The 15,561-nt window shown below is 38.5% G+C and carries 13 protein-coding genes; 1 reads left to right on the top strand and 12 read right to left on the bottom strand.

The features are described from left to right. Positions 1–99: 99 nt before the first annotated feature. Positions 100–2,148, top strand: a complete 2,049-nt coding sequence (locus BMY21_RS11875) for a methyl-accepting chemotaxis protein (RefSeq protein ID WP_074644513.1) — start codon at positions 100–102, stop codon at positions 2,146–2,148. Between the two features lie 6 nt (positions 2,149–2,154). Here BMY21_RS11875 and BMY21_RS11870 read toward each other — a convergent pair whose 3' ends face one another. The 12 genes from BMY21_RS11870 to BMY21_RS15865 form a co-directional block, all read right to left on the bottom strand. Continuing rightward, on the bottom strand, positions 2,155–2,862 hold the full coding sequence (locus BMY21_RS11870) for a glycoside hydrolase family 11 protein (RefSeq protein ID WP_083379853.1): 708 nt from the start codon (positions 2,860–2,862) through the stop codon (positions 2,155–2,157). 137 nt (positions 2,863–2,999) lie between these two features. Then, positions 3,000–4,628: a glycoside hydrolase family 5 protein gene (locus BMY21_RS11865; RefSeq protein ID WP_074644512.1), complete on the bottom strand. Its 1,629-nt coding sequence runs from the start codon at positions 4,626–4,628 to the stop codon at positions 3,000–3,002. A gap of 161 nt (positions 4,629–4,789) precedes the next feature. Continuing rightward, positions 4,790–6,268 carry a ketol-acid reductoisomerase gene (gene ilvC / locus BMY21_RS11860; RefSeq protein WP_074644510.1) on the bottom strand — a complete coding sequence of 493 codons (1,479 nt, stop codon included), beginning with the start codon at positions 6,266–6,268 and terminating at the stop codon, positions 4,790–4,792. A 46-nt stretch (positions 6,269–6,314) separates the two neighbouring features. Beyond that, the gene (gene trpF / locus BMY21_RS11855) at positions 6,315–7,760 is read right to left on the bottom strand and encodes a phosphoribosylanthranilate isomerase (RefSeq protein ID WP_256210428.1); all 1,446 of its coding nucleotides are present in this window, start codon (positions 7,758–7,760) and stop codon (positions 6,315–6,317) included. Positions 7,761–7,829: 69 nt separating this feature from the next. Beyond that, positions 7,830–9,437 carry a bifunctional anthranilate synthase component II/anthranilate phosphoribosyltransferase gene (locus tag BMY21_RS11850; protein ID WP_074644508.1) on the bottom strand — a complete coding sequence of 536 codons (1,608 nt, stop codon included), beginning with the start codon at positions 9,435–9,437 and terminating at the stop codon, positions 7,830–7,832. 13 nt (positions 9,438–9,450) lie between these two features. Further along, the gene (locus BMY21_RS11845; protein WP_143064225.1) at positions 9,451–10,905 is read right to left on the bottom strand and encodes a chorismate-binding protein; all 1,455 of its coding nucleotides are present in this window, start codon (positions 10,903–10,905) and stop codon (positions 9,451–9,453) included. A 16-nt stretch (positions 10,906–10,921) separates the two neighbouring features. Then, positions 10,922–11,686 carry a tryptophan synthase subunit alpha gene (gene trpA, locus BMY21_RS11840; protein ID WP_177177756.1) on the bottom strand — a complete coding sequence of 255 codons (765 nt, stop codon included), beginning with the start codon at positions 11,684–11,686 and terminating at the stop codon, positions 10,922–10,924. A 1-nt stretch (position 11,687) separates the two neighbouring features. Then, the gene (gene trpB, locus BMY21_RS11835) at positions 11,688–12,956 is read right to left on the bottom strand and encodes a tryptophan synthase subunit beta (protein ID WP_074644502.1); all 1,269 of its coding nucleotides are present in this window, start codon (positions 12,954–12,956) and stop codon (positions 11,688–11,690) included. A gap of 163 nt (positions 12,957–13,119) precedes the next feature. Further along, a complete protein-coding gene (locus BMY21_RS11830) occupies positions 13,120–13,842 on the bottom strand; it encodes a hypothetical protein (protein ID WP_074644500.1) in 723 nt (240 codons plus the stop codon). Positions 13,843–13,995: 153 nt separating this feature from the next. Next, positions 13,996–14,757 carry an exodeoxyribonuclease III gene (locus BMY21_RS11825; RefSeq protein WP_074644497.1) on the bottom strand — a complete coding sequence of 254 codons (762 nt, stop codon included), beginning with the start codon at positions 14,755–14,757 and terminating at the stop codon, positions 13,996–13,998. 20 nt (positions 14,758–14,777) lie between these two features. Beyond that, positions 14,778–15,380, bottom strand: coding sequence for a hypothetical protein (locus BMY21_RS11820; protein ID WP_074644495.1), 603 nt, complete (start codon positions 15,378–15,380; stop codon positions 14,778–14,780). Next, the gene (locus BMY21_RS15865; protein WP_177177755.1) at positions 15,368–15,526 is read right to left on the bottom strand and encodes a TMEM14 family protein; all 159 of its coding nucleotides are present in this window, start codon (positions 15,524–15,526) and stop codon (positions 15,368–15,370) included. The genes BMY21_RS11820 and BMY21_RS15865 overlap by 13 nt, the downstream gene beginning before the upstream one ends. Between the last annotated feature and the right edge of the window lie 35 nt (positions 15,527–15,561).

The following is a 15,561-nucleotide window of genomic DNA, read 5'->3' as shown; positions in this document are numbered from 1 at the left end:
TTGCATTTAAATATTAAATTGTGTACAATCGGTTCTAATTGTACACAATTTAAAAGTCACTGAGAGAGAGTAGAACGACATTTTTTCTGGAGAAAAAAAATGAAAAGAAATGGATCCGTTTCGGTTCGAGTGATTAGTTTAATTGTAGTAGGAATGCTTGTTTATTCCATTGCATTATTTACTGTTATTAACAATCAGATTATCAAGGGATTTGAAGGTTATATAGAAAAATCTCTTGTATATGATAGCAAAGGCGTTCAGGATTATATTGATGAAGTAACCGCCGATCTCCAGCGATCTACTACCAGCCTTAAAGAAGCTTTCTATAATGATTATGAACAGAGAGGATTTGCCCCCCGCTTTGTAAACGATATTTGTCACAACATAATTAAATATTTTGATGCAGAAGGTGCAATCATTGTTGATTCAACCGGTAAGAAAAGAACAACTACAAGTCTTGGATCTGTTGATTTTACCCGTTTTATTAAGCGTGCAGTTGCAGGCGAAGAAGTTGCTTCTACATTTATTGATGGAAAACACCTTTATGCTGTTGTTGCCTCACCTCTCACTGTAAACGAAAAGATTGTTGGTGCAACTATAACAAAACAGCGCATTACAAATGATAAGTTTGTTGCAAAAATTGCATCTCTTTATGATGTTGAAGCCGAATATTTCTCTGGTTATAAACGTGTTTATTCTACTTACACTCTTATGACAGGAAGTGAAATTCAGAATAAAGAAGCAATTGACAGCGTTCTTAAGGGAACTCCTGTTCTTGGAACCGTAAATGTTAAAGGCGATAATTACATTGCTTACTACTTCCCTATTAAAGACGCAGAAGGAAATATTCTTACTTCCTTCTATATTGGTAAACCTGTAAGTGATGCTTATGACATTGCTAAAAAGATTATCATTCCATTACTTTTAATCACTGCAGGTATTACTATTGTTCTGGTTATTCTTTTGATTATAGTATTATATAGAACAGTTCTTAGAAAGGTTAAATTTGTTGGAAAATCTATTAAGACACTTTCTTCTGGAAATGCAGACCTTACAATTCGTGTACCGGTAAAAGGAAATGATGAATTCACTGAACTCGGAACTGATGTTAACACCTTTATTGATCTTTTACAGGGGCTTGTTAAAAAGCTTAATGGAGCACAGACTGCTCTTGAACAGATTGGTGCAGAACTTGGAGTAAACTCTCAGGAAACTGCAAGTGCAACAACTGAGATTCTTGCAAATATCAATAGTGTAAGAATGCAGGCAGAAACTCAGTCTGCTGCTGTTACAGAAACTTCAAACGTACTTGAGAACTCAAGAGCACATGTAAGTGAACTTGTTGATTTGGTAAATAATCAGGTAGCTGGTATTTCACAGGCATCTGCTGCTATTGAAGAGATGATCAGTAATATTGCAGCAGTTTCTAATTCAGTAAAACTGATGTCTGAAAGCTTTAAGATTCTCGGCTCAAATGTAGGCGACGGAAACCAGAAACTTGAAAACGTAGGTGCCCGTGTAAATCAGATGGCTGCTCAGTCAAAGATGCTTATTCAGGCAAACAATATGATTGCACAGGTTGCATCTCAGACTAACCTTCTTGCCATGAACGCTGCTATTGAGGCTGCTCATGCCGGAGAAGCTGGTCGCGGATTCAGTGTTGTTGCTGATGAAATCCGTAAGCTTGCAGAAACAAGTGCAACTCAGTCAAAGAATATTTATAACGAACTTAAAGAAATCTCTGGTTCTATTGATGATGTAGTTGGGCTTTCACATGAAGCTCAGAACTCATTTGAAGCAATTGTAAATCAGCTTAATGTAACAGATTCAATTATGAATCAGATTGATAACGCAATGACTGAACAGAGCGCTGCTTCAACTCAGATTCTTGAAGCCCTTGCAGATATGAGAGGCCAGTCGGTTTCTGTAAATGAAAAGTCTGTAAATCTTCGTAAGGGTATTGAAGATGTTCAGAATAACATGAGTGTTGTATCTCAGGTTTCTGATGTTATTCTTGGAAGCATGGATGAAATGGCAGCTGGTTCACAGCAGATTACCACTTCATCACAAAGTGTTTCAGATCTGGCACAGAATACACGCGAAAACATCGAAGTGATGGATTCTCTTCTGCGCCAGTTTACAGCTTAGTTTATATTACCAAACTGTAAGATTTGCGTAACCGCTGCTCTGGTAACCTTCAACTTCCATAATCTGGTAGTCCCACTGGTTACCAAGCTGCATTCCACATCTTGCCCACGCATTGAAGTGGTTTGCAGTTGTAATGGTATTGTTCTGTCCCTGAGGACGTTTCTGTTGTCTTACACTCCAGTACTGATCAAAGGTTGCATTACCAATGATAGAAGGCTGGTTGTAACGGGTTGTCTTGTAGATATCATACCAAGCACCGTCTGTATATACATTTCCCATGTACTGACCTGTTGGGCGATAGTTACCCCAGGTATCAACGATGTAGTACTCTACAAGTTTACTTCCCTTAGTCCAACCATATGCTGCAAGGTAGCCGTTTCCAGAAGGATTCCATGCACCTGCATTATAGTTGATATTTCTATAAGAACCCTGGTTCCAGCCTTTTCCGGCTGTGAAGTTTCCACAGTTCTGCCACCATACAGAATAGTTTCCTCCATCTCCCAGAGTCATCTGTACGTTTCCGCCACCATCTGTCCAGAACGAATAATACATTCCGCCATTCCAGCCTGTACTATTCCAACTGACTGTAGCAGCTCTCGAAGCATTTGATGCTTCTGAGTCAGTGATTACATCGCCAGCTGCATTGTTACAGCTGGTGAGACACAGCATTCCTAATACTGCCGCTACAGCAGTTATTAAAATACACTTTTTCATTGGATTTCTCCTAAGAAGTTTTTTTTCTGAACATTTATCTGCAGATATAAAGTTCCTATACCATTTATTATGAGGCATAATTCTGAAAATGGTATAGGAATGTTTTCTTAAGAGATTTCCCCAATCGGAGATTTCCACTATGGCATGAACTTTATAGAAGAAACGGTTCCAGAACCAGAAATTATAAGTCCTTTTGCTTTCCATGCAGCTGCATCACTTGCTGTAATAATGTAATATAGTTCTTTTCCAGAGACATGTATATTTTCTCCACCGGCATTTCCGTTTAAGAAATCACCAGTGTTATAATTTGTTTTCCAGTCAGAACTTGTCAGACGTAAGAGTGCACCACCATTATCAAAAGATACCTTAAGAATAGAGCCCTCTTTAGCGTCAGCAAAAAGTGAAGCAGCCGGTATATATTCACTCTTCCAGTTCATAGTCTTTTTTTCATTGCTGATGGTTATTGCTTTTTTTTCATTCCAGCCGATAGTAACTGGAGTAGGAGGAATGTATTCAGGAATTTTATAACCTTTCACGCCAACAGTATCCATCATAGCTTTTATGATTGAAGGAAAATACCACTTTCCAGATTTTCTATCCAGCCAGCCATGATGCTCGCCATTAAAACCACCTTTTACATTTTCATTGCCATCTGCATCAGAAACCATATTATCCCAAATAACGATTGGAATACCAGCTTCTTTTGCTTTTCCAAAATAGTATTTAGACCATTTTATGCGTTCTGCAGTATTGCTTTTATTTGAAGCACTAGCCTCACCCATTACAACCCCGATTCCTTTATCTGTGTAATTTGTTTTCAGGTATGAAAAATTAAAATCAAGGGTAGACTGATCATCAATACCAAATATAGAATCAGAATTAGCCATTGCGAAATTATATGGCGAATATGCATGGGTTGAAAGAATCAATTTATCTGATGCTGTATCTGTCGGAAACTTATAAGATGATAGCATAACCGGGTGAGTTCCAGTGGCAGCATAAGCTGGAACCATAATAAAGCGCTTTGAATTATTTCCACCTGTTGCACGAATTGCGGCAATACATACGTTTTCATACTCTGTGATTACTGCGCTATATTTTTTTGCTGTTGGAGCATCATCTATATTCCATTCAAGATTTGTACTTATTGCACGAGGTTCGTTTAAAACCTCAAAAATCAGTTTGTCGCCATAACCATTATTAAATGTAGTCGCGATCTGTCTCCAGACACTTTCAAGATATTTCTTTGAAGCAATTTTTATAGACTCATTATCAGGTGAAACGGCAAATCCAAATAAACCGGCCCCTTTTCCAAGTTTTCCTGCTTCCTGATTATCATGATGAACATTCAGTATGACATATAAATCTTCTTCTATAGCCCAGTCAACAATCTGCTTTACGCGAGCCATCCATTCTGAATCAATTGTGTAATTTGTTGTATTTGTAAGATGATTATGCCAGCTTACCGGAATTCGAATTGTTTTAAAACCGGCCTCTGCTACAGCCTTTATCATTGCTTTTGTAGTACGAGGCATGCCCCAGCTTGTCTCTTCGGCTAAACCAGAATTATTAGAAGTAGTATTACTGGCATCAAGTGTATTTCCAAGATTCCATCCGACAACAAGTTTTTTTGCAAATTCAATACTAGAAACCTGACTTATTGAAACCGCAGACTTCTCTCTAGAATCACAGCTACCATAAACTGGCAGTAAAAGAACGACAAATAATAAAAAGACTTTTTTAAACTTAATAAGGTTAGTAATCATTTTAGCCTCCTAAGTTTGATCTTGTATAATCTTACTAATAAAAACTATAACACAAATATCAGATAAATCTATTAAAAAACGTTTTATATGATTAGAAAAAGGTGGTTAAAAAGAAAAACCGTGCCCTTTTAAGCACGGTTTTAATATACGACCTGTAAAAACTACAGAAGAGGCTTCATTGCTGTCATGTAAGCGCGGAGTTTGCGGCCAACAACCTCGATTGGGTGTTCGCGGATTTCTGCGTTTACTGCAACGAGTTCTGCGTTATTTACAGCATTGTCTTTTGCATCAAGTCCCTTACCAATAACGTCTGTATGGAGTTTTGGCATAAGGTCTTTTGCCATCATTGGAGCTGCAACGCGGCTAAAGAGGTAACATCCGTACTCAGCAGTATCAGAAATTACGCGGTTCATTTCATAGAGACGCTTGCGGTCAATGAGGTTTGCAATAAGAGGAACTTCGTGGAGTGACTCGTAGTAAGCTGATTCAGGTTTAATTCCTGCATCAACCATAGTTTCGAATGCGAGCTCACAACCAGCCTTAACCATAGCAACCATCAAAATACCCTTGTCGAAGTATTCCTGTTCTGTGATTTCGTCTGCAGCTTCTGCATTCTTTTCGAATGGGAGCTTACCTGTATCTTCACGCCAAGCGAGAAGGTCTTTATCTCCTGCTTTCCAGTCTTCCATCATTGTGCTAGAGAACTTACCGGAAATGATATCGTCCATGTGCTTCTGATAGAGAGGAGCAAGAAGTTTCTTAATATCTTTAGAAAGCTGATTAGCCTTAATCTTTGCAGGGTTAGAAAGGCGGTCCATCATATTTGTAATTCCACCCCATTTGAGAGCTTCACAAATTGCGTTCCAGCCGTGCATAAGGAACTTTGTAGCATATTCAGGTGAAATGCCTTCTTCAATCATCTTGTCATAACAAACGATTGTACCAGCCTGGAGCATACCACAGAGAATTGTCTGCTCACCCATAAGGTCAGATTTAACTTCTGCAACAAATGAAGATTCAAGAACACCAGCCTTTGAACCACCCATACCAACAGCGAGAGCCTTAGCATAAGCCCAGCCCTTTCCTTCAGGGTCGTTTACAGGATGAACGGCGATAAGATCTGGTACACCAAATCCGCGCTGGAACTCGTGCCAAACTTCTGTACCTGGTCCTTTAGGTGCACACATTACAACAGTGATATCTGGGCGAATCTGCATTCCCTCTTCAATCATATTGAATCCGTGGCTGTACCAGAGAGCAGAACCTTTCTTCATTTTTGACATAACTTCTGTGATTACAGGAGTATGCTGCTTATCTGGAGTGAGGTTTCCAACAAGGTCAGCAGTTGGAATCATCTCATCATAAGTTCCCACTTTAAATCCGTTTTCAGTTGCATTCTTCCAAGACTGGCGCTTTTCTGTAATTGCACTTTCACGAAGTGCATAACTGACATCAAGACCAGAATCGCGAAGACACATACCCTGGTTCAAACCCTGAGCACCACAGCCGACGATTACAATTTTCTTTCCTTTAAGTGCGTTAACTCCGTCAGCAAATTCTTCTTTAGCCATAGAGCGGCAGTGACCGAGCTGAAGACGTGCCTCTCTCCATGGAATTGAATTAAAATAGTTGTTTCCCATAACAAAACCTCTGAAAACTTATAAAGATTTAATATTTTAAGTATAATTAAAACTCTTGATTGAGTAAAGATGTTATAATTTTCTTCATAAGCTCAGAATCCTTTTTTCCAGTTAAAATTTCCACTCCACCGGAAACATCTACCAATTCAGGAGAAAACATTTCCTGTATATCCTTCACATTTTCTGGAGTTATTCCACCTGCAGCCCAGAGATGTTTTTTTACAACTCCATAATTATGCGCTTTAGAATCCATCAGAAAACGAGGCTCTCCCATTGAGAATAATTCTTCTATATCTTTTTCTGCAGACAGAGTTTTATCTGTTACGGCAAAATAATGTGGCAGCGTAAGTAATCGTTCCGGAACCTTGCTGTAAGGAATTGCATGCAACTGAATGCAGTCTAAAACTCCCTGTTCAACAAGCTCTGCAGCTTCCTCTGCTTCTGGCGAAACAGGATCTGTAATTACAGCGACTTTTATTGCTGATATATTTTTTAGTACCGGCTGTATTTTTTCGAATCTGTTGTGCTTATCGCCGCAGACATTACGTTCAAAACCTGCAGCAAAAATAAAGCCAACAAAATCAGCACCAAGAGAATCTGCATAAATTACGTCTTCAGGATTTGTTAATCCACAGATTTTTATAAATGAATGATTCTTATTTTTCAGGCGCTGTGAATAATTGAGCCAGAATTTTGAATTCAAAGTCTCCGAAGATTTTACGAAGTTTTCAACAAGTTTTTCACGAATCTCAGGTTGTTTTGCAGCAGCTTCACCAAGCAGCATACCCGCAAAACCAAGGCTTCCTACAAATGCAGCACTTTGAGGAGTACGAATTCCACTTTCAAAAACTACACTGGCATCCTCTCCCATAATTTTACGAATCTCAAAAAGAAGTTCACAAGGCTTCAAAAGATCAATTGTAAAATCACGGAGGTCTCTGCTATTCACACCACAAACAATCAGTTTACGTTCTTCTGCAGTTAAGCTTTTTACCAATGCAGAGAGTTTTTTTATATCTGCATCGGTTCGCACTTCAACAAGAGAAGTCATATTAAAAGAAGCAGCTTTTTTTGCCATTGAAAGAATAGTTTTGTCATCAAGGATTCGAGCAATTAAGAGTACCGCATCAGCTCCAGCGAAATATGCAGTTTCCACCTCTTCAGCATTTATAAGAAAATCCTTGCGTAGAACAGCAGGTCCTGTAAGTCCTGTTTCAGCTTCATATTCATCAACCGACTTACAAACCTCCATTAAATCACCGAGACTTCCCTTAAAATAATTCTCTTCTGTAAGGCAGGAAATTGCAGCAGCCCCGGCCTTTGCATAAGACCTGGCAGTAGTTCCTGCATTCAACTGAGGAGCAATATCCCCTTTGCTTGGAGATGCTCTTTTTACTTCAAGAATAACGCCCTTGCTTTGCAAAAAAGAATGCACAGGCCTGTTACGTTTTTCAGGAAGCTTAAAGCCAAAGGATATTCCTTTATTCTTCATATCCTCAGTCCGGCGTTCTACAATTTCTTTTAATATGTCCCGCTCAATTGTTTTTCCACACATATTGCATTAAGCCGCCTTTGAACTTTCTGTTTTAATCTGCTCAAGTTTTCTGAGTGCTGCACCGCTGTTAATTGCGCTAACGGCCATATCATATCCTTCTTTTAAGTTTTTTGCTTTTCCGCTTAAATAAAGAACTGCACCTGCATTAAGGCCTACCGCAGCCTTTATTGTTCCACGACCACTGCCATTCAAAACTTCCATTGCAAGAGCAGCATTGTCTGCGCCACTGCCACCTTCAAGCTCATCAATATCAGCATTATTGATTCCAAACTTTGCAGGTTCAATTACATATCGATATTCTTTTCCATCTTCATTGATCTGGAAAACATCGGTTGGTTCACAAGGTGAAATCTCATCAAAACCATCGCGGCTATGAATTACCATTACACGCTTTGCTCCCAATGCTTTAGCTGCTCTTGCATAATCTGCCATCAGATCTTTGCTATATACACCGAGCACTTCATACTCAGCCCCAGCCGGATTCAAAAGAGGTCCAAGAACATTGAAGATTGTTTTGATTCCGAGGGCTTTACGAACAGGTGCTGCAAAACGCATTGCTGAATGATACACAGGAGCCATAAGGAATCCAAAACCTGTATCTTTTAAGAGATTTGCAGTTTTTTCCGGTTCTGCCATAATTTTAATTCCGAGATTTTCAAAGAAATCAGCAGCACCGCTCTTCGAAGAAACAGCTCTGTTACCATGCTTAGCAACCGACTGTCCACAGCTTGCAGCAACAATTGCACTGAGACTTGAAATATTAAAACTGCCTTTTTCGTCTCCTCCAGTTCCTACGATTTCTGCAAGCCCCTGTGCAGCTCCAGGGAATGGAGTTTTCTTTTTCATAAGAGCTCCGGCACAACCTGCCATTTCTTCTGCAGTTGGAAGACCAAGTGATGACATAGCAGTGAGAATTGAAGCAGTAACTTTTTCATCCATTGTTCCGTCAGTAAGATTTTCCATAAAGAAAGCAGCCTGCTCACGAGTCAAAGGCTTTTTCTCATCAATCAGCTGGCGAAGATATTCTGCAACTGGAAGATTATCACGTCTGTAATTTAAGAAGCCCTTGAACAATTCCTGACAGCCCTGACTTGCGATGCTTTCCGGATGGAACTGAACACCTTCAATTTCGAGTGTCTTATGGCGGATACCCATAATATCTCCATCCTTTGCACGAGCTGTAATTTCAAAATCAGAAGACAAAGTAGCTTCATCAATAACTAACGAATGGTAGCGTGTAAACTTAGCACTCTTTCCGATTGTTCTGAAAACTCCTCGTCCGTCCAGATCAATTTCTTCTACAATTCCATGTTTAATAAATTTTGCCTGAACTATTTTCGCACCAAAGGCTTCGCCAATTGCCTGATGTCCAAGACAGATTCCAAGAATAGGAATTTTTCCTGCAAAATATTTTATAGTAGCAAGGCTTACTCCTGCTCCAGTAGGATTTCCAGGGCCAGGAGAAACTATAAGATGGCTTGGCTTCAATTCTGCAAGCTGGTCTACTGTCATCTCATCATTTCTTACTACTTTTATTTCTTCTGATGTTGCATTCTGAAGAGACTGTACAACATTAAATGTAAAGCTGTCGTAATTATCAATAACTAAAATCATTTTTCTTACCTCTCTATTTTGTTAATGTATCTATTAAAGCACCAAGTTTTTCACAGGTTTCTGTGAACTCTCTTTCTGGTGTTGAATCATAAACAATTCCACCACCGGCCTGAAGGTTCCATACATTTCCCTTGCGTAAAGCACAACGAATTGAAATACAGAAATCCAGATCTCCGGAAGGCTGAATATAACCTACGGCTCCTGCATAAAAACGACGCTTTGTTTTTTCAAGCCCACTGAGAATCTGCATAGCGCTGATTTTTGGAGCACCACTTACTGTTCCTGCAGGGAAAGATGCTCTTAAAACCTGAATTGGCTTTACACCTTCTTTTACAGTTCCCTCTGTTGTACTTACAAGATGAATGACATGACTGAATACTTCACAGTCCATGTACTGTGGAACCTTCACACTATCCTTTTCACAGACACGGCCTAAATCATTTCGTGCCAGATCAACAAGCATAAGATGCTCTGCCTGTTCCTTAGGATTATTTCTAAGTTCGAGTTTATTCTTTTCATCTTCTGCTTCATTCTTACCGCGACGGATTGTACCTGCAATCGGATGAATTGTTGCCTTACCTTTTCTAACTCGTACAAGACTTTCTGGAGAAGCACCTGTAAACTGGAACGAACCAAAATCAATATAGAACAGATATGGAGAAGGATTTACTTTACGGAGCTTTCCGTAAACAGCCATTGCAGGAGCATCACATTCAATCTGTACTCTGCGGCTTGGCACAGCCTGAATGATATCGCCGGCAACAATATGCTTTTTCAACGCATTTACCTTGTTTACATATTCTTCTTTTGAAGCTTCCAGATCAGTAAGCATTTTGTATTCGAAACTGAAATTGTCTTCTTCAACATAAGAAAAATCCATATCATTTATACGCTTCAAAATACGTTCCATTGCTGCATGCAGATCAATCTGATGTTCGTTGTAATTAAGAGCAAAGATATGCATTTCTTCTGTAAAGTGATCAAAGATAATATAGATATGTCCGGTAACAAAAAGGCTTTCAGGAATATCTAATTCATCCTTCTGTTCAAAAAACTTTATATTGTCACAGTGCTTTGCAAATTCGTAACTGAGATAACCAAGTCCGGAAGCTGGAAGCGGAAGTTCAGAAAGAGGACCTTCCGGAGTTCTATTCTGCTGAGCAACATATAAAAGAGCATCAAGAATATCAGGTGCTTTTTCCCGGCCGAGAGCATCAAGACTTTTTTCTCCCTCTAAAACCACCGGGTCAAAAGGAATATCTTTTCCATCGATTACAAAGAAGATTCCATCATCATTCTGTTTGATTTTGAAAGCTTCTTCTGTCATCAGAATTGAATAGCGTTCACGGCCTTTTGCAAAACTTGCTGATTCAAGAATTGCACTGGCTCCTATTTTTTTTGCAAGAAGATACGGTGTGTATCTTGAGTTCTGAATACATTTGTACATTAAGTCCATTCTTATTTTCATTTCCGGCCTCCGATTTTTAATTTTTTTTATTTGTCAGCTCTTCTGCTTTAGCACGAACTGCTTTATAAAGAGCTTCAGAATTATCTTTATTCTCTGTGATTATTCGGACAAAAACACTGCCCGCAACAATTGCTTCAACACTGTCTGCTAATGCCTTTGCCTGATTTCCATTTGAAATTCCAAACCCACCGTAAAGCTTACTTCCGCCTTCTCCAGTTGCTTTCAGAAAATCAATAGTTGCTTTATCTACTGAAGTTTCAGTTCCAGTAATACCTGTTCTTAAGGCAGCATAGATATATGGAAAACCTGCTGTTGCCATTTTCTTAAGACGCTCAGGGCTCATGCTTGGTGCTGCTACAGGAATATTATTCATTCCATTTTTCTGACAGGCTGCTGTAAGTCCTTCATCAAAATCAAAAGGAAGATCTGGAATTATCATTCCGGTAACTCCGGCAGCAGCTGCCTTCTTACAGAAGTTTTCAACTCCAGGTGTATAAACCAGAGAACCATAGCTCATAAGATAAATTGAAACTTCCGGAAACTCCTTATGAAGTTTTGCAATAAAGTTCAATCCATCTTCTGTTTTATAACCACGCTTAAGTACTTCTGTACATGCGCCCTGAATTGCAGGACCATCTGCACTTGGATCTGAAAATGGAAGCTGAACTTCCAGAATAGATGCACCACCGTCAACAAGTGCCCGCGCTGCGGTAAATGCAAGTTCATCTGTAGGATAACCTGCAACAAGATGACTCATAAGTTTTATTTTATTGTCTTTCATTTTACTTCCCCATTATCTGTGCTGTATGAATATCTTCATTTGCTTCAAGTCGTTCTATTTCTGAATGAAGGAATGAAAGCCATTCTGTTTTACGGAAAACTGGTGAGGTAATGAATACATCCTTGTCACCACGTCCACTCATGTTTATGATGATTGCTTTATCTTTGGGAAGTGTCGGTGCAAGACGAATTGCTTCTGCTCCGGCATGTGCACTTTCCATTGCGAAAAGAACACCTTCGTTTTTTGCAAAAAATTTAACTGCATTAAGAGCTTCGTCATCTCGCGCTGAAGTAAACTTTATACGGCCACTGCAACCTAGAGCTGCAAGCTGTGGTCCAATTCCACAATAATCAAGACCTGCAGAAATGGAACGGGTTGGTAAAGCCTGTCCATCATCATCAAGAAGGAATCGTGATTTATAACCATGCATAATTCCTTCGCGGCCTGCATTTCCTGTCATACGGGCTGCATTCTCTCCAACTCCATCTCCGATTCCACCTGCTTCTACCCCAATAAGAGCAGGTTCTTTTTTATCAATGAATGGTGAAAAGAATCCTATAGAATTAGAACCACCGCCTACGCAGGCAATCATTGCAGCAACATCAAGACCGCGTTCCTTAACCTGCTTTTCAACTTCCCGTCCAATTACACTCTGAAATTCTCTGACCATATCTGGAAAAGGAGCAGGACCAAGGGCACTACCCAGAACGTAATGTGTTGTATCAGGATTTGCGGCCCAGTCACGCATTGCTTCATTTACAGCATCTTTTAAGGTACGACTACCACTTGTAACTGCATGTACCTTTGCTCCGTAAAGTTCCATTGCTGCAACATTTGGCTGCTGACGGCGAACATCAACCTCGCCCATGTAAACAGTACAATCAAGACCAAGTTTTGCGCAGGCAGCTGCAGTTGCAACTCCATGCTGTCCAGCTCCTGTCTCTGCAATAATTCGTTTTTTGCCCATACGCTTTGCAAGCAGGCACTGTCCAATTGCATTATTGATTTTATGTGCACCTGTATTTGCAAGGCCTTCAAGCTTTATATAAATCTGAGCTCCACCTAAAAGCTTTGTTGCTGTCTCTGCAAAAAGAAGCGGAGTCTCACGTCCAATATAATCCCTCTGAATTGTTTCAAGTTCTTTTATAAAAGAAGGATCTGCCATTGCTTCCTTAAAAGCAATTTCCAATTCATCCAGCGGACGCCTTAAAACTTCCGCTACATATTTACCGCCAAAACTGTTAAAAAATCCGTTGTCTGAATGCGTCATTGTTACCTCTGTAATGTTTCTATTTATAGTAACATTACAGTATAAAGTATGTTTCTGTCAATAGAAACATAAATAATGTTTTGTTATTCTTGATTTTTTTTTGAAAAGATAAAAAAAAACAGCCAGTTGTATTCTGGCTGTTTTTTTAATTTAATGAATAATCTTATTTCTTAGCTATAAAACAAGTGTCAAAGCCTTCTTTGTCAGATGGATTCCAGTAATACTGGGTTTTATCTTCATTAGTCTTATATAAACCATGTCCCCAAGAATCATATTCTACATCACTTAATGTCTGTTTGTAATTCCAAGATGCTCTATAAACAGGGTGATAGTCATATATAAACTCATTATCAGAATTGTTTTCTTGCATTATTGACCATGCTTCATAAGAAAGATTAGCAAGTTCTTCTTTGTTATATTGTTTTGATATTGAATAATTATTTCCCTCAATTATAAACCCTAAGTTTTTAAGTTTTGTTTTTAATTCTTCATCTGCATCATCTGGAAGAGTAAAAGACCAACTGAAATAAAAATTAAGTATTCCATCCTTACTATTATCAATCTGTCCATTTTTATATGAAAATTCGAGCTGAGATTTTTCTTTATTGTTTAAATAATAATCTGTATCAATTCGTCTATAAATCCAGATTCCATCTGACAATTCAATTGCATCAACAGCTTCTGTTAAACTGTTTTCATCGAACAATGGAGTATCAAAGTCAACTGTTTTTGAAGAAGAATCATTTACACCGTCATCTACTGAATCTATACCATCATTACCATTGTTACCACCATTACCATTGTTATTTCCAGTAGATGGCGAACATCCAACAAACAACATTGCTGCAACAACGAGCAATCCTAAAACTTTTGTAATTTTTTTCATTTTTTTCTCCTTTTATTTTTTAAATTACAAATAATAATTTAATTTTATAATATCATAACAAAGAATCATTTTACAACTTCAAATACAGTTATATATGAAATTATAAACAAAAATTATTTAGTTGAAATTCAATCAATCAGTCCACAAGTTTTTTTATTCAATTTCAACTGATATCGGACAATGATCAGATCCAAGGACATCTGCAAGAATTGTTGAGGATTTTACATTTTCAATAAATGATGGATTTACACACTGGTAATCTATACGCCACCCGATATTCTTTTCGCGGGCATGGAAGCGGTAGCTCCACCAGGTATACTGCTTTGGCTCTTCACAGAAATGGCGGAAGGTATCTACATAACCGGCCTCAGTGAACTTATCCATCCAGGCACGTTCTTCCGGCAGATAACCGGCATTTCCTTCGTTTGCTTTAGGATTTGCAAGATCTATAGGTTTGTGAGCGATATTGTAGTCACCACAGAGTACGATATTAAAACCATCTGCAACAAGCTGGTCGCATTTTTTGAGCATGGTATCACAGAAGGCTAATTTATAGTCCAGGCGGGCACCGGCATCCTGACTGTTTGGGAAATAGGCAGAAATTACAGCGAGCTTACCGAACTTAGCAATTGTTACACGACCTTCATCATCAAAGCGTTCATCACCCATAATTTCAACGCTGTCGGGTTCTGTTTTTGTAAAGATTGCAGTTCCAGAATAGCCTGGGCGTTTTGCACTTGAAAAGTATGATTTATAAACACCGCCAGGAGCTAAGAGCTCAGGCGACAATTGACCGGGATTAGCCTTTGTTTCCTGAATACATACAACATCTGCGCCACAACCAAGCAGCCAGTCAATGAAGCCTTTTTTTTCTACAGCACGAATACCGTTTACGTTCCATGAAATGATTTTCATATCGTTCCCTATTAGTTTTACTATAAAATCTTATATTTTTTATCTTCTTTTCTGACCTTAAAAAAAGCCTTAATACAATTCGGATTTAAAATTGCGATTTGAATATGATCTTTTTCACGAAATCCAGCAGTAGGATATAATTCATTACCCTCAAAAAACACACCCCGAACTGAATCATAAGCATTATCGGGATTTTCTTCTTTTTGCTGCGCAACTAAAGAATTAATTAAAAAGCAATCCAATTCCCTTTTTAGTCTGTCTTTTCCAATTTTATTTTCAGGTAATTCTAAGCCAGAATTTTTAAGATTTTCATAATGTTCTTTAAGTTTTTGAAGATTTTCCTGTTCAGTAAAATCAAGGCAATTTCCAAGACAAATAACAGCACCTAAAACTGCTGGCTTTTCAATTTGTTGTTTTGAATTTTGAGAATGTTCTTTTAGCATTATTGCCCATTGCAATGCCCGATCAGGATCGTTTTCCCAGAAATACATTCCCTTTCCAAGCCAGTCGTACTGATTCTCACTATAATTCAACTTTTTAGATGTTCCGTTCACCAAAGAATCACACAAACTTTGGTCACAACCATGAAAACCAAAAATTAAATTCTCTTTTACTTTGTACATTTCTTATTTGGATCAGGATCGTATTTTGATTTACTTAATTGTTTATTTACAATTTTGTAACCGCAATAAGCTAATACAGCTGCAGATAATACTCCTGCTACAGTTTTTGTCTTAGAGTTAGTTCTTTTATTTGAAGAAGTATTCATTTATATCCTCCAAAACTAATTTCAAAATATTATAT

Origin of the sequence: Treponema bryantii, from assembly GCF_900111035.1 — a bacterium.
Classification (GTDB): Bacteria; Spirochaetota; Spirochaetia; order Treponematales; family Treponemataceae; genus Treponema_D; species Treponema_D bryantii_C.
This window is presented reverse-complemented; position numbering and strand designations above follow the sequence as displayed.

Excerpts from the sequence above, each read along its gene's own strand:
- BMY21_RS11850 (WP_074644508.1), bottom strand. The coding sequence starts at position 9,437 with ATGATTTTAGTTATTGATAATTACGACAGCTTTACATTTAATGTTGTA.
- BMY21_RS11865 (WP_074644512.1), bottom strand. The coding sequence starts at position 4,628 with ATGATTACTAACCTTATTAAGTTTAAAAAAGTCTTTTTATTATTTGTC.
- trpA (WP_177177756.1), bottom strand. The coding sequence starts at position 11,686 with ATGAAAGACAATAAAATAAAACTTATGAGTCATCTTGTTGCAGGTTAT.
- BMY21_RS11870 (WP_083379853.1), bottom strand. The coding sequence starts at position 2,862 with ATGAAAAAGTGTATTTTAATAACTGCTGTAGCGGCAGTATTAGGAATG.
- trpF (WP_256210428.1), bottom strand. The coding sequence starts at position 7,760 with ATGAAGAATAAAGGAATATCCTTTGGCTTTAAGCTTCCTGAAAAACGT.
- BMY21_RS15865 (WP_177177755.1), bottom strand. The coding sequence starts at position 15,526 with ATGAATACTTCTTCAAATAAAAGAACTAACTCTAAGACAAAAACTGTA.
- BMY21_RS11875 (WP_074644513.1), top strand. The coding sequence starts at position 100 with ATGAAAAGAAATGGATCCGTTTCGGTTCGAGTGATTAGTTTAATTGTA.
- BMY21_RS11845 (WP_143064225.1), bottom strand. The coding sequence starts at position 10,905 with ATGAAAATAAGAATGGACTTAATGTACAAATGTATTCAGAACTCAAGA.
- BMY21_RS11820 (WP_074644495.1), bottom strand. The coding sequence starts at position 15,380 with ATGTACAAAGTAAAAGAGAATTTAATTTTTGGTTTTCATGGTTGTGAC.
- ilvC (WP_074644510.1), bottom strand. The coding sequence starts at position 6,268 with ATGGGAAACAACTATTTTAATTCAATTCCATGGAGAGAGGCACGTCTT.
- BMY21_RS11825 (WP_074644497.1), bottom strand. The coding sequence starts at position 14,757 with ATGAAAATCATTTCATGGAACGTAAACGGTATTCGTGCTGTAGAAAAA.
- trpB (WP_074644502.1), bottom strand. The coding sequence starts at position 12,956 with ATGACGCATTCAGACAACGGATTTTTTAACAGTTTTGGCGGTAAATAT.
- BMY21_RS11830 (WP_074644500.1), bottom strand. The coding sequence starts at position 13,842 with ATGAAAAAAATTACAAAAGTTTTAGGATTGCTCGTTGTTGCAGCAATG.